The sequence below is a fragment of the Frigoribacterium sp. AP1 genome (assembly GCF_056680555.1).
Window position 1 is genome coordinate 1,439,375 of record NZ_CM155288.1, and the last position, 23,796, is coordinate 1,463,170.

The window sequence follows — 23,796 nt, forward strand, 5'->3', positions numbered from 1 at the left end:
TTCGGGTCAGCCCTTTCCGTGGCTCTGTGCGGCGATGCGGCCCGCCCCGACGAGGTCGGGGGTCGTGGTGCCGGATCGCGGTGTCACGAAGCCGGACTTCGTGACGCGGTACTTCTGTGTGCGGGGCTCGGGGACGTCGTCGACGCCTCCGGCTGCCCAGGGGTGACACCGGGCGATGCGCCAGCTGCCCATGGCCACGCCCCGCACCACGCCGTGCAGCTGGATGGCCTCGAGGGCGTAGCGGGAACACGACGGGTAGTAGCGGCAGACGTCGCCGTAGAGCGGGGAGACGACGGCACGGTAGACGCGGAGCACGAGGACGCACGCGTTGCGGGGAAGCAACGCGACGAACTGCACGGCTCTTGTCACGCTTTCACGCCCCTGTCGACGACCTCGGAGATGTCCGACAGCAGGGTAGACCACGCAACGTCGGGGCTGCCTGGCAAGGCTCTGATCACGATGTCGAGCCCCCGGGGGAGTGTCGGCAACATCTCGTGACAGACACCCTTGAGCCGACGACGGACCGTGTTGCGGACGACCGCGTTGCCCACGGTCTTGGCCACGATGAAGCCGAACCGGACCAGGTCGTCGTCACGACGACGGACGTAGACGACCGAATGCGCCGTGCCCGACTTGCGGCCACGGCGCACGGTGGTTCGGTAGTCGTCTGCGCGGACGATCCGGTTGGCCCGGGCCAACACGGAGTTGGCTACGCCGAGAGCTCGGTGCGGCCCTTGCCACGACGGGCGGCGAGGATGGCGCGACCGGCGCGGGTGCGCATGCGGGCACGGAAACCGTGCTTCTTGGCGCGACGACGGTTGTTCGGCTGGAACGTTCTCTTGCTCATGGTGGTCCTCCAGGAAAGCGGACCAGGCCTGTTGCCACGATCCGAGAAGTCTTGTACAGCCAACGCGGCTGAAATCAACTGATTAAAAGTACGCGTGATCGGAGCCGTGGTCAAACGGCGTCTTCCGGAGGCGCTTGTCCACAGTGTTGAAAACTCCGGTTGCGGACTCCACACCCGGTCGAACTAAGGTGGGTACTTCTCGCGGTACTTCCGCGTGACGACGGGGAACACGCAGCGATCCCGGCCCGAACGGCGCCAACCGATCGGTGGAGAAAGCTGTGCATAACTCGTCCCGCACTCGTACCCTTCGAACACCGGCGGGTGAACGCGACCCGCACGCGGAGGCGGCCGGATCCGTCCGCTGCCTAACCGCGAGAAAGAGACTCCCAGTGGCGCACACCGTCGACCCGGTCCAGGACCTGTGGCGTTCCGTCCTCGCGACGCTGACGACCGACGACCGCATCACGCCGCAGCTGCACGGCTTCATCAGCCTCGTCGAGCCGAAGGGCGTGCTGGGCGGCACCCTCTACCTCGAGGTGCCCAACGACCTGACCCGGGGCATGCTCGAACAACGGATCCGTGAGCCGCTGCTCGAGTCCATCGCGGGGCTGGGCGACACCACGGTCTCGAGCTTCGCCATCACCGTCAACCCCGACATCACCCCCGACACGCTCACCCAGCAGGTCGAGCAGTCGGAGCCGGTCCACTACATCGAGGCGCCCTTCGTGCCGGCGCCGGTCGAGACGAGCGCGAGCGGCAAGCGCAACGACTCCCGTCTCAACCCGAAGTACAGCTTCGACAACTTCGTCATCGGCGCGTCGAACCGGTTCGCCCACGCCGCGGCCGTCGCCGTCGCCGAGGCTCCGGCCAAGGCCTACAACCCGCTCTTCGTCTACGGCGAGTCGGGGCTGGGCAAGACCCACCTGCTGCACGCCATCGGGCACTACGCCGAGACGATGTACCCGGGGATCCGAGTCCGGTACGTCAGCAGCGAAGAGTTCACGAACGACTTCATCAACTCGATCGCCAACAACCGGTCGAGCCTCTTCCAGCAGAGGTACCGAGAGATCGACATCCTGCTGATCGACGACATCCAGTTCCTCCAGGGCAAGGACAGCACCCAAGAGGCGTTCTTCCACACCTTCAACACCCTGCACGACCACGACAAGCAGCTGGTGATCACCAGCGACCTGCCGCCCAAGCACCTCACCGGCTTCGAGGACCGCATGCGGTCGCGCTTCGAGTGGGGCCTGATCACCGACGTGCAGGCTCCCGACCTCGAGACCCGCATCGCCATCCTGCGCAAGAAGGCCCAGAGCGAGAAGCTGCAGATCCGCGACGAGGTCCTCGAGTTCATCGCGACCAAGGTGTCGAGCAACATCCGCGAACTCGAGGGCACCCTCATCAGGGTCACGGCCTTCGCCAGCCTCAACCGGACCGCCGTCGACCTGGCCCTCGTGCAGACCGTCCTGAAGGACCTCATCACGCTCGACGAGGACAACATCATCGCGCCGGTCGACATCATCAACCACACGGCGGACTACTTCAAGCTCACCGTCGACGACCTGTACGGGTCGTCCCGCTCACAGGCGATCGCCACCGCCCGACAGATCGCCATGTACCTGTGCCGCGAACTCACGAGCCTGTCGCTGCCCAAGATCGGTCAGCTGTTCGGCAACCGCGACCACACGACGGTCATGTACGCCAACAAGAAGATCAGCGAGCTGATGAAGGAACGCCGGTCGATCTACAACCAGGTGACCGAGCTGACCAGCCGCATCAAGCAGGACACCCGCTACAAGTGACGGGTCGACGGGCCAGGCCGCCTCGTCCGCCACGACCGTCCCGTCCGGGCGTCGACCACGTGTCGGCGCCCGTTCGTCGTTCCAGGGGGCACCGGTCGCGTCTCGACGGGCCCTGAGGAGGCACGTTCCACACAGTGTGGATAACTTGTGGAAACTCGTGGATAACCTCGGCGACGTTGTTCACGGATCCGGGGGACCTGTGGGATCCCGCTCGGGGCCGACGACCGACCACCAGGATTCTTGTCATTCCGTTCCACACCCCGTCCACAAGTCACACGCGTGTAGTTCCGTTGAGCCACGGGGTTTTAAACAGGTTATCCACACTGTGCACAACGGTTAAGACTGTTAATCCTGGTTACAAGAAATTGATGGAGAGACAACCTTGTGGATCGATCGGGCCCCCGGCCCTCGGCTTTCACCCACGCAAGGGCGGACCCCGATGCTGTGCCACTATTAACCGGCCATCCACGAGAGCGAAGTCGATAGGGGTCCCCGCGTGAAGTTCCAGGTCAACCGTGACGTCTTCAGCGATGCGGTCTCCTTCGCCGTCAAGCTGCTGCCCCAGCGCACCACCTTGCCGATCCTCAGCGGTGTGCTGATCGAGGCCGACGCCGACGGACTGACCCTGTCCTCCTTCGACTACGAGGTCTCGGCCCAGACGAGCATCCCCGCCGAGATCGACGAACCGGGCACGATCCTGGTCTCGGGCCGCCTCCTCGCCGACATCGCCAGCCGTCTGCCGAACGCACCGGTCACCTTCTCCACAGAAGAGAACCGCATCGCCGTCAGCTGCGGATCCGCGAACTTCTCCCTGCTGAGCATGCCGGTCGAGGAGTACCCGACCCTGCCGACCGTCGGTGACCGCTCGGGTGTCGTCCCCGGCGACTCCTTCGCCCTCGCGGTCTCCCAGGTCGCGGTCGCCGCGTCCCGCGACGACGTCACCCCGGTCATCACCGGCGTCCAGCTCGAGGTCAGCGAGAACGCCTTGTCGCTGGTCGCCACGGATCGCTACCGAGTCGCCGTCCGTGGCATCGAGTTCGACCCCGGCACCGTGGCCAGCACGACCACGACGACCGCTCTCGTCCCGGCACGCACCCTGCAAGAGGTCGGCAAGACCTTCGGCAACGCCGGCACCGTCTCGGTCTCGATCACCGGATCCGACGAGCGCGAGCTCATCGCGTTCCAGGCGGACAACAAGACCGTCACCTCGTTGCTCATCAAGGGGAACTTCCCCCCGGTGAAGCGTCTCTTCCCCGACACCGTCGAGAACTACGCCGTGATCAACACGGCCGAGCTCGTCGAGTCGGTCCGCCGCGTCTCGCTCGTGCTCGAGCGCGAGGCGGCACTCAGGTTCACGTTCACGATCGACGGCCTCACCCTCGAGGCCATCGGAAGCGAACAAGCGCAGGCGTCAGAGTCGATCGATGCGTTGTTGACGGGAGAGGACACGGTGGTCTCGTTGAAACCGCAGTTCCTCCTCGACGGTCTCGGAGCGGTTCATTCCGAGTTCGTCCGCATCTCCTTCACCAAGACGGAGAACCCGAACAAGCCCGGTCCCGTGCTGATCACCAGTCAGTCCTCGAGGGACCAGGCCGGTGCTGACAGCTACAAGTACCTGCTGCAGCCCAACCTCCTCCTGCGCTAAGAGCGCTCTGCACGCAACGGTGCCGCCTCCGGGCCCCACCGCCACGAACAAAGGATCCTCATGCACATCGGCCTCGTCGGTCTCGGCAAAATGGGCAACAACATGCGCGCCCGCCTGCGCGACAACGGCATCGAGGTGACCGGTTACGACGCGAACCCCGCCGTCTCCGACGTCGCCAGCCTCGCCGAACTCGCCAACACGCTCCCCGCCCCCCGCATCGTCTGGGTCATGGTGCCCGCGGGCGACATCACCGCCGGCGTCATCGAAGAGCTCTCGAAGGAGCTCTCCGAAGGCGACCTGGTCATCGACGGTGGCAACTCGAAGTTCACCAGCGACTTCGCCAACGAGAAGCTCCTCGGCGGCAAGGGCATCAAGTACGTCGACGCCGGCGTCTCGGGCGGTGTCTGGGGCAAGGACAACGGCTACGGTCTCATGGTCGGCGGTTCCGCCGAGAACGTCGCCCTGGCGCAGCCGATCTTCGACGCCCTGCGTCCCGAAGGTCCCCGCGAAGAAGGCTTCGTCCACGCCGGCGACACCGGTGCGGGTCACTACGCCAAGATGGTCCACAACGGCATCGAGTACGCGATCATGCAGGCCTACGGCGAGGGCTACGAACTGCTCGAGGCCCGTAGCGACCTGATCAAGGACGTCACCGGCACCTTCAAGGCCTGGCAGCGCGGCACCGTCGTGCGCTCCTGGCTGCTCGAGCTCATGGTGCTCGCCCTCGAGGCCGACCCCAAGCTGGCCGAGATCTCGGGTTACGTCGAAGACAGCGGCGAGGGCCGCTGGACCCTCGAAGAGGCGATCAACCACGCCGTCCCGATGCCGACGATCAGCGCCTCGATCTTCGCGCGCTTCGTCTCGCGTCAGGGCGAGGGTTCGCCGACCATGAAGGCCGTCGCCGCACTGCGCAACCAGTTCGGCGGCCACGCCGTCAAGAAGGCCTAGCGCCTCCACCGGCCCGCGTGCGAGTACTGCATCTCAGCCTGACGGACTTCCGCAACTACACGTCTGCCGAAGTCAGCCTCGCGCGCGGGCCGAACCTCTTCGTCGGCAGCAACGGCCAGGGGAAGACGAACCTGGTCGAATCCCTCGGCTACCTCTCGAGTCTCGGATCCCACCGGGTGTCGTCCGATGCCGCGCTCATCCGCCAAGGACGAGACTCGGCCGTCGTCCGGGCCCGGTTGCTCGCCGACGATCGAGAACTCCTGGCCGAGGTGCAGATCAACCGGTCGTCGCCGAACCGGGCGCAGGTCAACCGTGGGGCCATCAAGCCCCGCGAGTTGCCGCGCTATTTCACCAGCGTCCTCTTCGCCCCGGAAGACCTGGCGCTCGTCCGGGGCGAGCCCTCCGGTCGTCGACGCTTCCTCGACGAGCTGCTGGTGGCCCGGTCGCCCCGGTTCGCCGGCGTGCAGACCGACTACGACCGGGTGCTCAAGCAACGCAACACGCTTCTGAAGTCGGCCCGCGCCTCCGGGGTGAAGGCCGGTCAGCTCAGCACGCTCGACATCTGGGACGAACGTCTCGTGTCCCTCGGCAGCGAACTCGTGGTCGCGCGCGACCGGCTCGCCGCCGACCTGGCCCCCGAGGTGGCTCGTGCCTACGCGGCGGTGGCCGGCGCCGACCACGCTGCACGGTTGTCGACGGTGCTGAGCATCAGGGGCGCGACACCCGACGACGAGACGACCGCGGCCGAGGGCCCGACCGAGTCGATACCCGCCGACGAGGTGCCCGAGGTCTTCCGCCAGGCGCTGGCCCGCGTCCGACCGACCGAGCTCGAACGGGGCCTGACGCTCGTGGGCCCGCACCGAGACGACCTCTTCCTCTCGCTCAACGGGTTGCCCGCGCGCGGATACGCGAGCCACGGCGAGTCCTGGTCGTTCGCCCTGGCGCTCAAACTGGCCTCGGCCGCGGTGGTGCGGGTCGACTCGCCGACGGGCGACCCGGTGATCGTGCTCGACGACGTCTTCGCCGAGCTCGACGGATCCCGTCGTGAACGCCTGGCCGACGCGGTCGCCGGCTACGAGCAGGTGCTGATCACGGCGGCGGTCGAGGGCGACGTCCCCGCACGGCTCAAGGCCCACACGGTCCGCATCGCCAAGGGGACGATCGTCGACGACGCCCCCGTGGCCGACGCCCCCGACGCCGACGGTCCCGGGGACGACGCGGTCGTCCCCGAGGCGAGTGGCGACGAGCGACCCCGTGAGGCCGACACCGAGGAGGCGCGGTGAGCGTCGACGACGCACCGCAGCCTCCGGCGTCCACGCCACCCGCGCCTCCTGAACCCGAGCCGCAGCCCGACAGCGAGGCCCAACGGGTCTACCTACGGTTCCGCCGGGTGTTCGGCGACCCCAACTCGCGGTCGCGCGACGCTCGGAAGCGCAAGTCGATCAAGCTGGGATCCCCGAGCCAGCCGTTCGGCACCGGACGCGAGCCCCGGGGGATCGCCGACGTGCTGTCGGCCGTCACCAACGAACTCGGCTGGAACAGTCCGTTGGCGCAGTCCGAGCTGATGACCGCCTGGCCCGACATGGTGGGCGCCGAGCTGGCCGCGCACTCGGATCCGGTGTCGATCGACGACGGCACCCTGACCGTTCAATGCGATTCGACGGCCTGGGCGACGCAGCTCCGGTTGATGCGCACGCAGGTCACGACGACCATCGTGCAGAGGTACCCGGACGCGGGCATCCAGTCGGTGCGTTTCTTGGCACCCAACGCCCCGACCTGGAAACGCGGCCCCAGATCGGTTCCAGGGCGGGGCCCTCGCGATACTTACGGTTGACGAGGGTGAATCGTCCAAGTGCGGTGGGAAAATCCGTCTGAGGGCGGATTTCGCCCCGCGGTGGACGGGCCTGCGGTAGACTCGGAAGGTCGTCCGAGGGCCGCCCAGACAGCGGTCGCGACCGGTCGGCACACCTTCGTCTCGTCCGGCAGGAGCCCCTACGCACATGTCAGCTGATCCCACCGACGCCCAGCCCGACGACACCTACGGCGCCAGTGCGATCCAGGTCCTCGAGGGTCTCGAGGCCGTCCGCAAGCGCCCCGGCATGTACATCGGCTCGACGGGCCCCCGTGGTCTGCACCACCTGGTCTACGAGATCGTCGACAACTCGGTCGACGAGGCCCTGGCCGGCCACTGCGACCACATCGAGATCACCATGCGCGAGGACGGCGGCGTGCGCGTCGTCGACAACGGCCGCGGCATCCCGGTCGACGTGCACCCCGTCGAGGGTCGGTCGACCGTCGAGGTCGTCCTGACCGTGCTGCACGCCGGCGGCAAGTTCGGCGGCGGCGGTTACGCGGTCTCGGGTGGTCTGCACGGCGTCGGCAGCTCGGTCGTCAACGCCCTGTCGAGCGAGCTCGACGTCGAGGTGCGCCGACAGGGCAACGTCTACCGTCAGAGCTTCACCGACGGCGTCCCCGTCGCGCCGCTGGCCAAGGGCGAAGAAGACGACACCACGGGCACGACGATCACGTTCTGGCCCAACGCCGAGATCTTCGAGACCGTCGAGTTCGACTACGAGACGCTCCGCACGCGGTTCCAGCAGATGGCCTTCCTGAACAAGGGCCTGCGCATCGAGCTCAGCGACGAGCGCGTGCAAGAAGACGACGCCGAGCCCCGCCACGACGTCTTCCACTACGAGAAGGGCCTCGTCGACTACGTCGAGTACCTCAACACGACCAAGAAGGTCGAGACGGTCCACGACGACATCATCGCCTTCGAGCAAGAAGACACCGAGAAGAAGATCTCGCTCGAGGTCGCGATGCAGTGGAACACCTCGTACCAAGAGAGCGTCCACACCTACGCGAACACGATCAACACGCACGAGGGCGGCACGCACGAAGAGGGCTTCCGCGCGGCGCTGACCACGTTGATCAACCGCTACGCGCGCGAGAAGAACTTCCTCAAGGAGAAGGACGACAACCTCTCGGGCGACGACGTCCGTGAAGGCCTGACCGCCGTCATCTCGATCAAGCTCGGCGAGCCGCAGTTCGAGGGCCAGACGAAGACCAAGCTCGGCAACACCGAGGCCAAGTCGTTCGTGCAGAAGGTCGCCGGCTCGCAGCTGAACGACTGGTTCGACCGCAACCCCAAGCAGGCCGCCGAGATCGTCCGCAAGGGCATCCTCGCGTCGCAGGCCCGTCTCGCCGCGCGCAAGGCGCGTGAGCAGACCCGCCGCAAGGGCGTGCTCGAGTCGAACGGCATGCCCGGCAAGCTCAAGGACTGCCAGAGCAAAGACCCCTCGCGAAGCGAGATCTTCATCGTCGAGGGTGACTCGGCCGGCGGTTCGGCGGTGCAGGGGCGCAACCCCGAGACCCAGGCGATCCTGCCGCTGCGGGGCAAGATCCTCAACGTCGAGAAGGCCCGTCTCGACCGTGCCCTCGGCAACAACGAGGTCCAGGCCATGATCAAGGCCTTCGGCGCCGACATCGGAGAAGACTTCGACCCCGACAAGGCGAGGTACCACAAGATCGTCCTGATGGCCGACGCCGACGTCGACGGCCAGCACATCACGACGCTGCTGCTCACCTTGCTGTTCCGCTACATGCGCCCGCTCATCGACCTCGGCTACGTCTACCTTGCGCAGCCTCCGCTCTACAAGCTCAAGTGGAGCAACGCCGCCCACGAGTACGTGTACAGCGACGCCGAGCGCGATGCGGTGCTCGTCTCGGGTCGCGCGGCCGGCAAGCGCATCCCGAAGGAGAACGCGATCCAGCGCTACAAGGGCCTCGGCGAGATGGATTACAAAGAGCTGTGGGAGACCACGATGGACCCCGACACGCGCACGCTGCTGCAGGTCACCCTCGAGGACGCCGTGGCCGCCGACACCATCTTCGACACCCTGATGGGCGAGAACGTCGAGTCACGACGCAACTTCATCCAGCAGAACGCGAAAGACGTCCGCTTCCTCGACATCTGATGCGCGCCTCCGGCTGATCCGGAGCACGCCCGCGCCCCGACGAGCACCACGGGGCAGACCACGACAAACGGAGAATCATGGCCGACGAGCCGACAGACACCCCCGAGGGCATCGACGCCGAAGGAACCCAGACCTTCGCCGAGGCACCCAAGCGCGACAGCATCGAGCAGGTCGACCTGCAGCTCGAGATGCAGCGCTCGTACCTCGACTACGCGATGAGCGTCATCGTCGGCCGGGCCCTGCCCGAGGTGCGTGACGGCCTCAAGCCCGTGCACCGTCGCGTCATCTACGCGATGTACGACGGCGGCTACCGCCCCGACCGCGCGTTCTCGAAGTGCTCGCGCGTCGTCGGTGACGTCATGGGGCAGTTCCACCCGCACGGCGACACGGCGATCTACGACGCGCTGGTCCGCCTCGTCCAGCCGTGGAGCCTGCGCTACCCGCTCGCGCTCGGTCAGGGCAACTTCGGTTCGCCCGGCAACGACGGCGCCGCCGCCCCGCGGTACACCGAGACGAAGATGGCTCCGCTCGCGCTCGAGATGGTCCGCGACATCGACGAGGACACCGTCGACTTCCAGGACAACTACGACGGTCGCACCCGCGAGCCCGCCATCCTGCCCAGCCGGTTCCCCAACCTGCTGGTCAACGGCTCGGTCGGCATCGCCGTCGGCATGGCGACGAACATCCCGCCGCACAACCTGCGCGAGGTCGCGTCGGGCGCCCAGTGGTACCTCGAGAACCCCACCGCGTCGCGCGAGGAGCTGCTCGAGGCGCTCATGCAGCGCGTCAAGGGCCCCGACTTCCCGACGGGTGCGCAGATCCTCGGCGTCCGCGGCATCCAGGACGCCTACCGCACGGGTCGCGGCTCGATCACGATGCGCGCGGTCGTGAACGTCGAAGAGCTCCAGGGGCGCACCTGCCTCGTCGTCACCGAGTTGCCGTACCAGGTCAACCCCGACAACCTCGCGATCAAGATCGCCGAGCTCGTCAAGGACGGTCGCATCGGCGGCATCGCGGACATCCGCGACGAGACCTCGGGTCGTACCGGCCAGCGACTCGTCATCGTGCTCAAGCGCGACGCCGTCGCCAAGGTCGTGCTGAACAACCTCTACAAGCACACCAGCCTGCAAGAGAACTTCGGCGCGAACATGCTCGCGATCGTCGACGGCGTGCCCCGCACCCTCGCGCTCGACGGCTTCATCTCGGCATGGGTCGACCACCAGATCGAGGTCATCGTCCGCCGGACGCAGTTCCGCCTGAAGAAAGCCGAAGCCGACGCGCACATCCTGCGCGGCTACTTGAAGGCCCTCGACGCCCTGGACGAGGTCATCGCGCTCATCCGCCGGTCGCCGACCGTCGAGGAGGCGCGCGCGGGTCTCATGGACCTCCTCGACGTCGACGAGATCCAGGCCTCGGCCATCCTCAACCTGCAGCTGCGTCGCCTGGCCGCCCTCGAGCGTCAGAAGATCCAGGACGACGCCGACAAGCTCGAGCGCGAGATCGCCGATTACCAGGACATCCTGGCCAAGCCCGAGCGTCAGCGCACGATCGTCAGCGACGAGCTCGCCGAGATCACCGACAAGTACGGCGACGACCGCCGCACCGAGATCATGTTCGGCTTCGACGGCGACATGAGCGTCGAAGACCTCATCCCCGAAGAAGAGATGGTCGTCACCATCACGCGGGGTGGCTACGTCAAGCGCACCCGCAGCGACAACTACCGCAGCCAGCACCGGGGCGGCAAGGGCGTCCGCGGGGCACAGCTGCGCGCGGACGACGTCGTGGACCACTTCTTCGTCACGACCACCCACCACTGGTTGCTCTTCCTCACGAACAAGGGCCGGGTCTACCGCGCCAAGACGTACGAGCTGCAAGAGGCGGGTCGTGACGCCAAGGGCCAGCACGTGGCCAACCTGCTCGCCATGCAGCCCGACGAACAGATCTCGCAGGTGCTCGACATCCGCGACTACGAAGTGGCCGACTATCTCGTGCTCGCCACCCGCGACGGCCTGATCAAGAAGACCTCGCTCACCGAGTACGACACGAACCGCACCGGTGGCATCATCGCCATCAACCTGCGCGACGACGACGAGCTCGTCTCGGCCCTGCTGGTCGACGAGCACGACGACCTCCTGCTCGTGTCCCGTCACGGCATGTCCCTGCGCTTCACGGCCACCAACGAGTCGCTGCGCCCCATGGGCCGGTCGACCTCGGGCGTGAAGGGCATGACCTTCCGCGACGACGACACGCTGCTCAGCGCCTCCGTCGTCGGTGAAGAGGGTTACGTCTTCGTCGTCACCGAGGGCGGCTACGCCAAGCGCACGGCCGCCGACCAGTACCGGGTCCAGAACCGTGGCGGCCTCGGCATCAAGGTCGCCAAGCTCGCGGAGGCGCGGGGCGACCTCGCCGGCGCCCTGATCGTCGGCGAGGACGACGAGGTGCTCGTGGTCCTGTCCGGAGGCAAGGTGGTCCGATCGGCCGTCTCCGAGGTCCCGGCCAAGGGCCGCGACACGATGGGCGTCGTCTTCGCCCGCTTCGCGAGCGACGATCGCATCATCGCGGTGGCCCGCAACAGTGAGCGCAATCTCGCGGCCGAGGTCGACGAGAGTGCGGACGCCGTGGCCGAGGCCGTAGTGTCTGTCGAGTCCGTCGAGTCCGTCGACGCCGACACCGAGATCCCCACGACCGGCGCCACGTCGGTCGACGCCGAGTCGACCGACGACGAGGCCACCGGAACCGCCGGAGAGGAAACGAACAATGAGTAGTGTCGCCGAGAGACTGCAGAAGAAGGCGAAACGACCGTCCGGCACCAAGCAGGTCCGCCTCAAGCTCGTCTACATCGACTTCTGGTCGGTCGTGAAGCTGGCCTTCCTGATCTCCGTCGCGATCGGCATCATCACCGTCGTCGCCACCTTCCTGATCTGGGCCATCCTCAACCAGACGGGCATCTTCGACGACCTCGACGCCTTGCTGCGTGACATCCTCGGCGACTCGAGCTTCTCGATCCAGGACACCTTCAACGTCGGTCAGATCATGCTCTTCTCGATCGTCGTCGCCATCCTCAACGTAGTCGTCGGCACGGTCCTCGGGGCCATCGTCGCTGTCCTCTACAACCTGAGCGTGCGCATCACCGGCGGCCTGCTCGTCGGTTTCACCAACAACTGATCCATCACTCGCGTCGGCGGAATCCGTCGATTCGAGTTCGCCGTCGTGGTGCTGTAGGCTTTACGACGGTCCGGGGGCTATAGCTCAGGCGGTTAGAGCGCTTCGCTGATAACGAAGAGGTCATAGGTTCAAGTCCTATTAGCCCCACGCAGTACCGGTCTCATCTCGAGTTCGTCTCACGACGGGCACAAGGTGAGATCGTGCTCGTTCCCCCGGTGACCGGGGGGTCGGGGCCTTAGCTCAGTTGGTAGAGCGCCTGCTTTGCAAGCAGGATGTCGGGAGTTCGATTCTCCCAGGCTCCACTCGATTGCCTTGCCCCTGTCCGCTGACGGAGTCACCGGACAGGGGCAATTCTCGTTCTGTGCTCTTTGCTGCGTGCTGGTTCGGGGGCCCTCCGGGCCCGTGTCGGCTTCGCCGACGTGTCGTGCGATGTACGGCGGGGGATCAGGCCGATGCCTTCCGGGCCCGTGTCGGCTTCGCCGACGATTCGTGCAGGGTGCGGTCGGGGCCGCCGTCGGTCGTTGCAGTCGCGAGGCCGGTGGACGACGAAGGGCCCGCCTCCGGGGGAGGCGGGCCCTTCGTGGGGGTGCGGGGGACTAGGCCTTGGTGTCGGCGTCGTCGTCGGCGACCCAGAGTTCGTCGTCGGCACGCAACGTCTGCACGGCCGCGAACACCAGGGCACCGAGAGCGACGACGCCCACGCCGATCAGCAGGACGCCGCCGACACCGGGGCCCGACTTCTGCTGGCGCGGCACGTACTTGGCCGCTGCCTTCTTGCCCTGCTTCTTGGCGTTCTTGACGGCCTTCTGGACCTTGGGGTCGTTGGCGAGGTCGAGGTTGCCGAGGGCCGACGAGAACGCCGGGTACACGTCGTGCTTCAGACGGTCTTGGGCGACGGACGCGTAGTGCGACCCGGTCGAAAGGCCCTGCGAGACCACGGGGCGGACGTTGGAGTCCACCGCGTGCTTGATCTGGGGGACGACCTTCTTGTTCGCGATCTTGACGGCGTCGTCGCGGTAGCCGCCGATGACCTTGCCGGCGTGGTCGATCACGCCGCGCTGCTCACCCCACACCGCCGCAGCGTGCTTCTTGAACTTCTTGAGTTCTTTCTTCTGCTTGCGTGACAGGGCCATGAACGTTCCTCCAACGAGTAGGCAGTGGAGCCAGAGTTGCTGGCCCGTCCCAGTGTGGCACGGAGGTTCCTGACAGGTCACGGAACGGTGCCTGGGGAGTCGCTGGTGCGCCGAGGTGGCTGTGGAAGAATGACGACATGTCAACGCACACCGCTGTCGCCACCCTCACCACCAACCTCGGCACCATCAAGGTGAACCTCTTCGGCGACCACGCCCCGAAGACCGTCGCCAACTTCGTCGGCCTCGCCACCGGCACCAAAGAGTGGACCCACCCGGCCACCGGCAAGGTCAGCACCGACAAGCTCTACGACGGCGTCGTCTTCCACCGCATCATCAAGGACTTCATGCTCCAGGGCGGCGACCCCCTCGGCCAGGGCGTCGGCGGTCCCGGCTACCAGTTCGACGACGAGATCCACCCCGAGCTGAACTTCAACGCCCCCTACATCTTCGCGATGGCCAACGCCGGCACGCGTGGCGGCAAGGGAACGAACGGTTCGCAGTTCTTCATCACGACGGTCCCGACCCCGTGGCTGCAGGGCAAGCACACCATCTTCGGCGAGGTCGCCGACGACGAGTCCAAGAAGGTCGTCGACGCGATCGAGGCCGTCAAGACCGACGCGCGCGACAAGCCGCTCGAGGACGTGGTGCTCGAGAGCGTCACCGTCGACGAGGTCTAGGTGACCGATCCGCACGATCGGTCGAACTACTGCTACCGGCACCCCGATCGGCAGAGCTTCGTGCTCTGCCAGCGGTGCGGTCGCACCATCTGCGGTGAGTGCCAGACGCCCGCCGCGGTGGGCGTGCACTGCCCGGAGTGCGTGAAGGAGGCGCGGGGCAACGTACCGCGCCTCCAACCGCAGGTCGTCGGCCGCGTCCGGAGCGCCTCCCGGCGTGGAGCCCCCGTCGTGACCTACGGCATCATCGCCGTCACCGTCGCGGTGTTCTTGTTGCAGCTCGTGACCGGGACGGGCAACGGCGTGGTCACGCGAGCCCTGGCCTTCTACCCACCGCTCGAACTCGTGCAGCCCTGGCGTGCCGTGACGACGATGTTCGTCCACGGCAGCGTCCTGCACATCCTCTTCAACATGTACTCGCTGTACATCTTCGGGGCAGAGCTCGAACGTCAGCTGGGGCGAGGTCGGTTCGCCGCCCTCTACTTGCTCTCGGGCATCGGCGGATCGGCTGCGGTCGCCCTGCTGGCACCGGGTAGTTTCGTGGTCGGCGCCTCCGGGGCGATCTTCGGTCTGATGGCGGCGTTCTTCGTCATCGCCCGCAGCCTCGGCGGCCGCAGCATCCAGCTCCTGGTGCTCGTGGGCATCAACCTCGCGATCGGTTTCATCGTGCCCGGCATCGCCTGGCAGGCCCACCTCGGGGGCATCGTCGTGGGCGGGGCCGTCGCGTTCCTGTTCTCGAAGACCCGTCACCGCTCGAAGCACGCACTGCAGACCGTCGGGCTCGTGGTGATCGGCGTGATCGTGGTCGCGGTGCTCCTGGCCAGATCTGCTCAACTCGTCGGCTTGTTCTGAGGCGATCGGCCCACGAACGACGAGAGGCGGCTCCCCATCGGGGAGCCGCCTCTTCTCGTCGGCCGACGCGATCTCACCTGCCCGAGTTATCCACAGAAAAGTTATCCACAGGGTTTCCCACAATGGGGATAGTTACAGGCGTGTAAGTTCGAAGGTGCGTTCTAGCGCCACCGGGTGGTCATCAGGAATCCGATGAACATGATGCCGAAGCCGACCAAGATGTTCCACGAGCCGAGCGATGCCACCGGCAGGGTGCTCTGGCTGACGTAGAAGACCACGATCCAGACGAGACCGACGAGCATGAAGCCGAACATGACCGGCTTGAACCAGACGGGGTTCGGTGCGTCCTCTGCGGTACGGGCGGGCTTCGTGCTGCGGTTCGTGTCTTTGGCCATGGCGCACAGTGTACCGTGAGGCCCTTTTCGGTCCTGGGAGGGCCGTCCCGGCCGTCCACGGGAACGACCGCGTTCTCCACATGCTCTCCACACGTTGTCCACCGCTGGTCCCCACCGTCTCAGGGGAACGGAAGCCCGCCTAGAATCGAGTCATGACGGACCACGGGGGCGAGGCCCTGATCTCGAGACGCACGACGCGTCGGCCACGATCACGCGCCTCCTTCGTCAGTGTCCTCGGAGAACTGCTCATCACCGCCGGTGTGCTGGTGCTGCTCTTCATCGGGTGGCAGCAGTGGTTCAACGACCTCGTCGTCGCCGACGCCTACAAGGGCGACGCAGCACGACTGAGCGAACAGTTCGACCAGGCGGCGACGCCGGCTCCCCAGCCGTCGACCGACGGCTCGTACGGCGAACCGCCCGTGGGGGCGGCGCCCGGTGAGGCCGAGACGTTCGCCAACTTCTACGTCCCACGGTTCGGCGCCGACTACGCCGTCCCGATCGCCGGGGGCACGAGCACCGTGCGCACCCTCAACAAGATCGGCATCGGTCACTACGACGAGACCCAGATGCCCGGCCAGGTCGGCAACTTCGGCATCGCCGCCCACCGGACCACCTACGGGGCGCCCTTCAACAAGATCGCCGACCTGCAAGAAGGCGACAAGATGTACGTCCAGACGCAGGACGGCTGGTTCACCTACTCGTTCCGCAACCTGCAGTACGTCCAGGCCACGCAGGTCTCCGTGCTGCAGCAGGTGCCCGACGCCCCCGACGTGTCGGCGACCTCGGGTGACCGCCTGATCACCCTGACGAGCTGCAACCCGATGTTCACCGCTCAAGAACGCATCGTCGCCTACGGTGTGTTCGACTCGTGGCAGCCGTTGTCGGCCGGTGCACCCGCCGAGCTCGCCGCTGCCGGAATCGGAGGCTGACCGTGTACTCCGCCCTCTGGCGCATCCTGCCCGGCCCCTGGTGGGTGAGGCTCGTGCTCGTGCTCGTCCTGATCGCCGCCGTGCTGTTCGCCCTCGTCGAGTGGGTCTTCCCCTACGTCAACGAACTCCTGCCCACCCCCGACGTCACCGTGGAGCAACCATGACGCGCATCCTGGTCCTCGACAACTACGACAGCTTCGTCTACACGCTGAACGGTTACCTCCAGCAGTTGGGGGCCGAGACGGACGTCGTACGCAACGACGCCTTCGAGGCGGCCGACACCGCCGACCACATCGCCGAGTACGACGCCGTGTTGCTGTCGCCCGGCCCGGGGACGCCCGCGGCTGCCGGTGTCTCGATCGACGTCGTGCACGCCGCCCTGGCCGCCGACAAGCCGTTGCTGGGCGTCTGCCTCGGGCACCAGGCCATCGCCGAGGCCCTGGGGGCCACGATCACCCACGCCGACGAGCTGATGCACGGCAAGACGTCGAAGGTCGAACACGACGACAGTGCCTTCTACGAGGGTGTTCCGCAGCCGTTCACCGCGACGCGGTACCACTCGCTCGCCGTCGTGGACGAGACGGTGCCCGAGACGCTCGAGGTGACCTCACGCACCACGGGTGGCGTCATCATGGGCCTGCGCCACCGTTCCTCACCGGTGTACGGCGTGCAGTTCCACCCCGAGTCGGTGCTGACGCAGGGCGGATACCAGATGATCGGGAACTGGTTGTCGGTCGCCGGCCTGCCGGAAGCGTCCGTGACGGCCAGAGGGCTCGACCCGCTCGTCGACCTCGGCTGATCGCCGCTGACTCGGCGTCGACCTCGCGGAGTCGAACCCCGGGCACCGGACTCGCGGCGTCGACCTCGCGGCGTCGGACACGGCGTCGAACCCGGCGTCGAACCCTCAGAGACGAGTTCTGACCTCCGAGGGGATCAGCCGGTGCAGATGCGCAGGGTGACGGCCGAGCCCTGAGCCACGTCGCCGGGTGGAACGCTCATGCCCGACACGGTCTCACCGGTGCAACCGGGGTCGGACTGCGGGGTGACCGTCAGACCCAGCTGGTCACGGAGGGTCGTGATGGCCTCTTCGGAGGGTTGCCGGGTGACGTCGGGAAGCTGCACGAGGCCGTTGGACACCACGAGGTCGACATCCGAGCCGAGGGCGATCTGCGCGGCCGCTGCCGGATCGGACGAGAGGACGGACCCTGCGGGCACCGTGGGCGAGTAATCGGTGCTCTGCTGACCCCGTTCGAGACCGGCATCGGTGACGGCCTGCCACGCGGCGTCGACGGTCTGCCCGGTGACGGCGGGCATCGCGACGAGTTGCGGCCCGGACGAGACGGTCACCGTGACCGCGAACTCTTTCGGGACGGACGTGCCGGGCAGGGGATCGGTCGAGACGATGTCGCCGGCCTCGATCGTCGGGCTGCTCGCGTCGGCGCGGACGACCGTCAGCCCCAGGTCGTCGAGGCGGGCGGACCCGGTCTCGAAGCTGACCCCGACGAGGTCGGGGATGCGGGACGACTGGGCGTTGTCGACCGTGGGAGGGGTGAGGTTGACCACCCAGAAGACGACGGCCACGATGACGACGGCCACGAGCACGATGCCCGCCCAGATCCAGGCCACGGGTGGGCGGGTCTGCGTTCGTTGGGGTCGTCCCGTGTCGTCGGACTGCAGCTCTTTCAACGCGGCCTCGCTGCCGGCGCTCGAGTGCGGGTTGACGCCGAAGAGCGTGGAACCGGCGTCGACGGCATGCGGTCGGCGGGCCGGCGCGCGACCGGCACCGGCGGCCTCGAGGTCGTCACGGAACTCGGCGGCGCTCTGGAAGCGGTCGAAGCGGTCTTTCGTGAGGGCGTGCAGGACGACGGCGTCGAGCGCCGGACTGACGCCGCGCTCGACGGTGCTCGGCGGGACGGGAGGCTCGCTGACGTGACGGTAGGCGACCGCCACGGCGCTGTCGCCGGTGAAGGGCGGCTTGCCCGTGAGCAACTCGAAGAGCATGACGCCGGTCGAGTAGAGGTCGGTGCGGGCGTCGACGGTCTCACCGCGCGCCTGCTCGGGGCTGAAGTACTGGGCGGTGCCGAGGATGGCCGTGGTCTGCGCGACGGTGGCCGCGGAGTCGCTGATGGCCCGGGCGATGCCGAAGTCCATCACCTTGACCTGACCGGAGTTGGTCAGCATGACGTTGCCGGGCTTGATGTCACGGTGGACCACGCCCGCCCGGTGCGAGTACTCGAGGGCCGTCAGCACGCCCGCCGTGACCCGGACTGCCTCGTCGGGGTCGAGCGGGCCCTCGGCGACGATGTCCTTGAGCAGGCGCCCCTCGACGTACTCCATGACGATGAACGGGACGACCACGTCGAGCCCACGGCTGTCGCGGACGACCTCTTCGCCGGCGTCGAAGACCCGGACGATGGTCGGATGGGCCATGCGGGCGGCGGCCTGGGCCTCTTGTCGGAACCTCGAGCGGAAGGCCGGATCGGTGGCGAGGCTGGGCTTCATCAGCTTGACGGCGATCTTGCGACCGAGCCGGGCGTCGGTGCCGACGTGGACGTCGGCCATGCCACCGCGGCCGATCAGGTCACCGATCTGGTACCGGTTGGCGAGGAGATGGATGCTCTCTCTCACACCTTCAGCCACGCCTGTTCTCCCAACGACCCACCCCTGTCTGGCGACACGGTCGGAGCCAGTGTACCGGGGCGGTTGCCCCCGGACTGGGTACGGACCTAGGCCGCAGGGATGATTGTCAGGGCTTCATGACCCCGGTCGACTCGTCCGCCGGGGTCACGAGGAACCTACTGGGGGTCGGAGCCGTCCGAGGGGCTCGGAGCGGGCGTCGTAGGCGGTGCCGTCACCGTGATGGTGACACCCGGCGACGGCTCGGACGCGATCTGACCGCAGTTGGCCACGTAGCTGACCGTCAGGTTGCCGGCGGCCGAGGCCGTCACCGTGAGGGACGTCGCATTGGCACCGAGGCCCCCGGCCGACTGACCCGAGGTGTCGGTCCCGCCGGTGATCGTGTACGAGTAGCCGGTGAGCGAGTAGCCGGTCGGGCACCCGGTGTAGGCGGGCCAGTTGATGGTGGCGGTCTCGCCTGCGGCGATCTGACCCGGCGTCGCCGTGGGCGTCGACGGCTGGGCAGGGGTCGGGGCCGCGCGGTAGATGTAGATCGTCACCGAGGAGCCCTTCTCGAGCGCACCCGTGGGGTCGATGCTCGCGACGGTGCCGACCTGGTCGGGGCTCGGCGCACTCGATCCGGCATCCGCCGAGTCGACCTGCAGGCCGAGCTCTTCGAGGGCTGCGCGTGCCGCGGCCTCGGTCAGCCCCACGTAGTCGCCCGAGGTCACGGTGACCGACGTCGGGGTCGGAGTCGGGGTCGGGGTCGTGCGGGTCGGTGACGGCGTGGAGCTCGACGTCGTCGGCGCGGGCGCCGGGTCGTCGGTGTTGCCCACCGCGAAGACGATGCCGACGACGAGGGCGGCGACGGCCAGGACGGCGAGGACGATCAACGGCCAGAACCAGGGGCTGCGCTTCTTCTCGTCGGCGGGCTCGTCGTCGCCGTCGCGGAGGGCGTCGGGATCGGCCGAGCCGGCCACGTAGCCCGCGGCCGCACCACCTGCGGCGCTCTGGGCTCGCGTGGCCATCGGATCGAAGAGCTGCGTCGTCGCGTCCTGGGCGTTGAAGGCCTGGGTCGCGGCGTCGGCGGGCGTGGCCGCTGCCGCACCGATCGCCGGCACGGCGATGGTCGCGGCGGCGACGTCGCCTCGGCGGAGGGCACGAGCCGCCTGGGCGAGGGCCGAGGCCGTCGCGGGGCGCTCACCGGGCTTCTTCGCGATGCACGACAGGACGAGACGGCGGACGGGCTCGGACACCGTCGACGGGAGGTCGGGCGGCTGCTCGTTGATCTGGGCCATGGCGATGGCGACCTGGGACTCGCCCGTGAACGGACGACGACCGGCCAGGGCTTCGTAGGCGACGATGCCCAACGAGTAGATGTCGGTGCTCGGGGAGGCCGGGTGACCGCTCGCCTGCTCGGGCGAGAGGTACTGCACGGTGCCCATGACCTGACCCGTGGCCGTCAACGGCACCTGGTCGGCGATGCGTGCGATGCCGAAGTCGGTGATCTTCACGCGGCCGTCGGGGGTGACGAGCAGGTTGCCGGGCTTGATGTCGCGGTGCACGAGGCCTGCGGCGTGGGCGGCCTGCAGGGCTGACGCGGTCTGCGCGACGATGTCGAGGACCTTATCGGTGGGCAGGACCCGATCGCGCTCGAGGACCGTCGACATGGCCTCGCCGGGGACGAGCTCCATCACCAGGTAGGCGCTGCCCTCTTCCTCGCCGTAGTCGAAGACGTTCGCGATGCCCTCGTGGTTGACGAGGGCCGCGTGGCGGGCCTCGGCGCGGAAGCGCTCGAGGAAGCCCGGATCGCCCAGGTACTCGTCCTTGAGGATCTTGATGGCGACCGTTCGGCCGATGACGAGGTCGGTGGCTTCCCAGACCTCGCCCATGCCGCCGATGGCGACTCGGGTCGACAGCTGGTAACGCCCACCGAAGGTGACTCCGCCGGATGGTCTCATTTGTTCAGCACCGCCTCTAGTACTTTCTTCGCGATCGGTGACGCGACACTGTTGCCGAATGCGGACTGGCCCTGTCCGCCGCCGTTCTCGACGACGACGGCGACCGCGACCTCGGGGTCAGCAGCAGGCGCGAACCCGGTGAACCAGAGGGTGTACGGCTCGCCGGGGCCGTTCTCGGCCGTTCCTGTCTTGCCGGCGACGTCGACGCCGTCAATTCTTGCATTGCTCGCCGCACCGTTCGCGACGTCCTGCACCATCATGTCGGTCATCGTGGCCGCAGTCTGGGAGCTGATGGGCTTGCCGTACTCGGAGGGCGAGAAATCCTCGACCGGACTCAGGTCGGGGTTCAGGACGCTCTCGATCAACGTCGGGTTCATCTCGGTGCCGCCGTTGGCGATGGCGGCCGAGACCATGGCCATCTGCAGGGGCGTCACGCGGTCGGACCCCTGCCCGAACGACTGGAGCATGAGGGTCGCGTCGTTGATGGCCTGGCCCTTGGAGTCCTCGATGGGGAACTGGCTCGGCGTGACGGCCTGGGGGACGTCGATCGACTTGTCGCCGAAGCCGAACTTCTCGGCCTGCTCTTGCAGGGCCTTCGCCCCGAGGGCCTGACCGAGCTGAGCCATGGGGATGTTGCACGACAGGCGGAGGGCCGTCGCGATCGTGGCCGTCTCACCGCCGCCGCAGCTTCCGCCCTCGGCGTTGTTGATGTTGGTGCTGGTGCCGGGCAGCGTCAGCGTCGACGGGTTGGGGAAGGCGCTGTCGGGCGTGTAGTCGCCGCTCTCGAGCGCCGCCGCCGTCGTGATCAGCTTGAAGGTCGACCCCGGCGCGTAGAGGTCGCCCTGGATCGCCCGGTTCTGCAGCGGGGCCGAGGGGTCGGCGATCAGCGAGTCGTAGGCGTCGGTGACGGTCTGGCGGTCGTGGCTGGCGAGCGGGTTGGGGTCGTAGCTGGGCTTCGAGACCATGGCGAGGATCTTGCCGGTCTTCGGGTCCATCGCGACGACCGAGCCGGAGTTCGAGCCGAGGGCGTCGTACGCGGCCTGCTGCACGGTGGGGTCGAGGGTGAGGTTGACCGTGGCGCCCTCGGGGTCCTGACCCGTGAGCAGCGAGTTGACCTGGTCGAAGAACTGCGAGTTCGCGTTGCCCGTGAGGTACCGGTTCATGGCGTCCTCGATGCCCCGGGATCCCTGGCCCAGGGTGTAGTAGCCGGTGACGGGCGCGTACAGGTCGGGCTGCGAGTACGTCCGCTGGAACTCGTACTGGTCGTCGACGGGCGTCGACTGCGCGATCGCCTGGCCGCCGACCAGGATGGGGCCGCGCTGGGCCGAGTAGCTGGCGAGCAGCGCCCGCGAGTTGCGGGCGTCGGCGTTGAGCGCGTCGGCCTGGAACGCCGTGATGTAGGTCGTCGAGAGGAAGAGCGCGACGAACATGGCGAGCACCACGTAGCTCACGCGTCGGAGTTCTTTGTTCATCAGCCGATCACCAGCCTCGGTTGGTTGCGCACGGAGTCGGACAGTCGCAGCAGCAGGGCCACGATGATCCAGTTGGCCACGAGCGACGAGCCGCCTGCGGCGAGGAACGGAGCGGTGAGGCCCGTCAGCGGGATCACCCTCGTCACGCCGCCCATGACCACGAAGACCTGCAGGGCCACGACGAAGGCGACGCCGACCCCGAGCATCCGACCGAAGTCGTCCTGACCCACGAAGCCGATGCGGAACCCGCGGGAGACGAGCAGGAGGTAGAGCGCCAGGATGGCGAAGAGACCGGTCAGGCCGAGTTCTTCGCCGAGCGAGGCGAAGATGTAGTCGCTCTCGGCGAGCGGGGTCGTCTGGGGACGGCCTTGACCGAGGCCCGTGCCGATCAGCCCGCCGTTCGCCAGGCCGAACAGGCCTTGGACGAGCTGGAACGACCCGCCGACGGCGTCGTACTCGGACTGGGCGAACGGGTTGAGCCAGGCGGCGAAGCGGCCCTGCACGTAGCCCAGGAAGGTGCTCGCGACCAGGGCGCCGCCGACGAACAGCCCGACCCCGAGGATGATCCAGCTCGCGCGGCCGGTGCCGACGTAGATCATCACCAGGAAGAGGCCGAAGTAGAGCAGCGAGGTGCCGAGGTCGCGCTGGAAGATGAGGACGCCCATGGCGACGAGCCAGACGATGAGGATCGGCCCGAGGTCGCGGGGCCGCGGGAACCGCATGCCGAGGATCTTCGGCCCCATCAGCGAGAGGTTGTCGCGGGCGGTGACGAGGTAGCCGGCGAAGAAGATCGCCAGCGTGATCTTGGCGATCTCACCCGGCTGGAAGGAGAACGGGCCGATGTCGATCCACACGCGGGCGTTCAGCCCCTCGCGCCCGATGCCCGGCAGCAGGGGCAGCAGCAGCAGCACGATCGACACGAACATCGCGATGTAGCGGTAGCGGGACAGCACCCGGTAGTTGCGGATCACGAGCAGCACGGCGAGGGAGATCACCATGGCGAGGACGGTCCAGACCATCTGCTTGATGCCCAGGGCACCCCAGCCCTCGCGGCCCTCTGCCAGGTCGAGTCGGTAGATCATGGCGATGCCGATGCCGTTCAGGGTGACGGCGATCGGCATGACGAACGGGTCGGCCTCGCGGGCGACGACGCGCAGGACGACGTGGAAGATCAGGGCCAGGCCGAGCACCATCGAGCCCGCGATCAGCACCGTCGGGTCGACCTCGCCGGTCGCGCCGAGCTGGACCAGCACCATCGCTCCGGCGGCGACGCCGCAGGCGATCAGCAGCATCAGCAGTTCGAGGTTGCGCAGACGGGCAGGTTCACGCAGGCGCAACGTGATCGCCTGCGTCATGTTCGTGGGACGGGACGCCTTCGCG

Annotated in this window: 22 protein-coding genes and 2 tRNA genes; 15 read left to right on the forward strand and 9 right to left on the reverse strand. The window is 67.6% G+C overall.

Annotated features, from left to right (window positions below; translation table 11 throughout):
• Positions 1-6 precede the first annotated feature (6 nt).
• From yidD to rpmH, 3 genes are read right to left on the reverse strand one after another with little or no spacing between them, the layout of a single operon-like run.
• Positions 7-369 carry a membrane protein insertion efficiency factor YidD gene (gene yidD, locus AC1MBW_RS06865; RefSeq protein ID WP_054145718.1) on the reverse strand — a complete coding sequence of 121 codons (363 nt, stop codon included), beginning with the start codon at positions 367-369 and terminating at the stop codon, positions 7-9.
• Positions 366-701, reverse strand: coding sequence for a ribonuclease P protein component (gene rnpA / locus AC1MBW_RS06870; RefSeq protein ID WP_054145717.1), 336 nt, complete (start codon positions 699-701; stop codon positions 366-368). Before rnpA ends, yidD begins: the two co-directional genes overlap by 4 nt.
• Before the next feature lie 8 nt (positions 702-709).
• Positions 710-847: a 50S ribosomal protein L34 gene (rpmH, locus tag AC1MBW_RS06875; protein WP_043595303.1), complete on the reverse strand. Its 138-nt coding sequence runs from the start codon at positions 845-847 to the stop codon at positions 710-712.
• A gap of 389 nt (positions 848-1,236) precedes the next feature.
• Here rpmH and dnaA point away from each other — a divergent pair, with 389 nt between their 5' ends.
• The 10 genes from dnaA (at position 1,237) to AC1MBW_RS06925 (ending at position 12,686) form a co-directional block, all read left to right on the forward strand.
• The gene (gene dnaA / locus AC1MBW_RS06880; RefSeq protein ID WP_043595301.1) at positions 1,237-2,652 is read left to right on the forward strand and encodes a chromosomal replication initiator protein DnaA; all 1,416 of its coding nucleotides are present in this window, start codon (positions 1,237-1,239) and stop codon (positions 2,650-2,652) included.
• Between the two features lie 496 nt (positions 2,653-3,148).
• Positions 3,149-4,297: a DNA polymerase III subunit beta gene (gene dnaN, locus AC1MBW_RS06885; protein ID WP_043595299.1), complete on the forward strand. Its 1,149-nt coding sequence runs from the start codon at positions 3,149-3,151 to the stop codon at positions 4,295-4,297.
• Positions 4,298-4,357: 60 nt separating this feature from the next.
• The gene (gnd, locus tag AC1MBW_RS06890) at positions 4,358-5,245 is read left to right on the forward strand and encodes a phosphogluconate dehydrogenase (NAD(+)-dependent, decarboxylating) (RefSeq protein WP_480025931.1); all 888 of its coding nucleotides are present in this window, start codon (positions 4,358-4,360) and stop codon (positions 5,243-5,245) included.
• 17 nt (positions 5,246-5,262) lie between these two features.
• Positions 5,263-6,528: a DNA replication/repair protein RecF gene (gene recF, locus AC1MBW_RS06895; protein WP_480025932.1), complete on the forward strand. Its 1,266-nt coding sequence runs from the start codon at positions 5,263-5,265 to the stop codon at positions 6,526-6,528.
• Entirely contained in the window at positions 6,525-7,079 is a 555-nt protein-coding gene (locus AC1MBW_RS06900; protein WP_054145715.1) for a DciA family protein, read from the forward strand. Before recF ends, AC1MBW_RS06900 begins: the two co-directional genes overlap by 4 nt.
• 166 nt (positions 7,080-7,245) lie before the next feature.
• Positions 7,246-9,219: a DNA topoisomerase (ATP-hydrolyzing) subunit B gene (gyrB, locus tag AC1MBW_RS06905; RefSeq protein ID WP_071257475.1), complete on the forward strand. Its 1,974-nt coding sequence runs from the start codon at positions 7,246-7,248 to the stop codon at positions 9,217-9,219.
• A gap of 77 nt (positions 9,220-9,296) precedes the next feature.
• The gene (gene gyrA, locus AC1MBW_RS06910; protein ID WP_480025933.1) at positions 9,297-11,984 is read left to right on the forward strand and encodes a DNA gyrase subunit A; all 2,688 of its coding nucleotides are present in this window, start codon (positions 9,297-9,299) and stop codon (positions 11,982-11,984) included.
• On the forward strand, positions 11,977-12,384 hold the full coding sequence (locus AC1MBW_RS06915) for a DUF3566 domain-containing protein (RefSeq protein WP_043595295.1): 408 nt from the start codon (positions 11,977-11,979) through the stop codon (positions 12,382-12,384). The genes gyrA and AC1MBW_RS06915 overlap by 8 nt, the downstream gene beginning before the upstream one ends.
• A gap of 73 nt (positions 12,385-12,457) precedes the next feature.
• Positions 12,458-12,531, forward strand: a tRNA-Ile gene (locus AC1MBW_RS06920).
• A gap of 82 nt (positions 12,532-12,613) precedes the next feature.
• A tRNA-Ala gene (locus AC1MBW_RS06925) sits at positions 12,614-12,686 on the forward strand.
• A 294-nt stretch (positions 12,687-12,980) separates the two neighbouring features.
• Here AC1MBW_RS06925 and AC1MBW_RS06930 read toward each other — a convergent pair.
• Positions 12,981-13,517, reverse strand: a complete 537-nt coding sequence (locus tag AC1MBW_RS06930; protein WP_054145713.1) for a hypothetical protein — start codon at positions 13,515-13,517, stop codon at positions 12,981-12,983.
• Between the two features lie 137 nt (positions 13,518-13,654).
• Between AC1MBW_RS06930 and AC1MBW_RS06935 the strand changes: the two genes are divergently transcribed.
• Together AC1MBW_RS06935 and AC1MBW_RS06940 are read left to right on the forward strand one after the other, a co-directional pair.
• Positions 13,655-14,194: a peptidylprolyl isomerase gene (locus AC1MBW_RS06935; protein ID WP_480025934.1), complete on the forward strand. Its 540-nt coding sequence runs from the start codon at positions 13,655-13,657 to the stop codon at positions 14,192-14,194.
• Entirely contained in the window at positions 14,195-15,043 is an 849-nt protein-coding gene (locus AC1MBW_RS06940) for a rhomboid family intramembrane serine protease (RefSeq protein WP_480025935.1), read from the forward strand. It abuts the gene before it with no gap.
• A 161-nt stretch (positions 15,044-15,204) separates the two neighbouring features.
• Here AC1MBW_RS06940 and AC1MBW_RS06945 read toward each other — a convergent pair whose 3' ends face one another.
• Positions 15,205-15,438, reverse strand: a complete 234-nt coding sequence (locus AC1MBW_RS06945) for a cell division protein CrgA (protein WP_054145710.1) — start codon at positions 15,436-15,438, stop codon at positions 15,205-15,207.
• Positions 15,439-15,590: 152 nt separating this feature from the next.
• On the opposite strand from AC1MBW_RS06945, the gene AC1MBW_RS06950 reads away from it, so the two are divergent.
• Genes AC1MBW_RS06950 through AC1MBW_RS06960 form a run of 3 tightly spaced genes read left to right on the forward strand, consistent with a single transcriptional unit; the run spans position 15,591 to position 17,166 of the window.
• Positions 15,591-16,367: a class E sortase gene (locus AC1MBW_RS06950; RefSeq protein ID WP_054145709.1), complete on the forward strand. Its 777-nt coding sequence runs from the start codon at positions 15,591-15,593 to the stop codon at positions 16,365-16,367.
• 2 nt (positions 16,368-16,369) lie between these two features.
• On the forward strand, positions 16,370-16,531 hold the full coding sequence (locus tag AC1MBW_RS06955; protein ID WP_043595285.1) for a hypothetical protein: 162 nt from the start codon (positions 16,370-16,372) through the stop codon (positions 16,529-16,531).
• Positions 16,528-17,166 (forward strand): anthranilate synthase component II, encoded by a 639-nt coding sequence (locus AC1MBW_RS06960; protein ID WP_480025936.1) that lies wholly within the window; start codon positions 16,528-16,530, stop codon positions 17,164-17,166. The genes AC1MBW_RS06955 and AC1MBW_RS06960 overlap by 4 nt, the downstream gene beginning before the upstream one ends.
• Before the next feature lie 134 nt (positions 17,167-17,300).
• On the opposite strand, the gene pknB is transcribed toward AC1MBW_RS06960, so the two are convergent.
• From pknB to AC1MBW_RS06980, 4 genes are all read right to left on the reverse strand, one after another.
• Positions 17,301-19,007: a Stk1 family PASTA domain-containing Ser/Thr kinase gene (gene pknB, locus AC1MBW_RS06965; protein WP_480025937.1), complete on the reverse strand. Its 1,707-nt coding sequence runs from the start codon at positions 19,005-19,007 to the stop codon at positions 17,301-17,303.
• Between the two features lie 155 nt (positions 19,008-19,162).
• Positions 19,163-20,944, reverse strand: a complete 1,782-nt coding sequence (locus AC1MBW_RS06970) for a protein kinase domain-containing protein (protein ID WP_480025938.1) — start codon at positions 20,942-20,944, stop codon at positions 19,163-19,165.
• The gene (locus tag AC1MBW_RS06975; RefSeq protein ID WP_480025939.1) at positions 20,941-22,416 is read right to left on the reverse strand and encodes a peptidoglycan D,D-transpeptidase FtsI family protein; all 1,476 of its coding nucleotides are present in this window, start codon (positions 22,414-22,416) and stop codon (positions 20,941-20,943) included. The genes AC1MBW_RS06970 and AC1MBW_RS06975 overlap by 4 nt, the downstream gene beginning before the upstream one ends.
• Positions 22,416-23,771, reverse strand: a complete 1,356-nt coding sequence (locus AC1MBW_RS06980) for an FtsW/RodA/SpoVE family cell cycle protein (protein WP_054145704.1) — start codon at positions 23,769-23,771, stop codon at positions 22,416-22,418. Before AC1MBW_RS06980 ends, AC1MBW_RS06975 begins: the two co-directional genes overlap by 1 nt.
• Between the last annotated feature and the right edge of the window lie 25 nt (positions 23,772-23,796).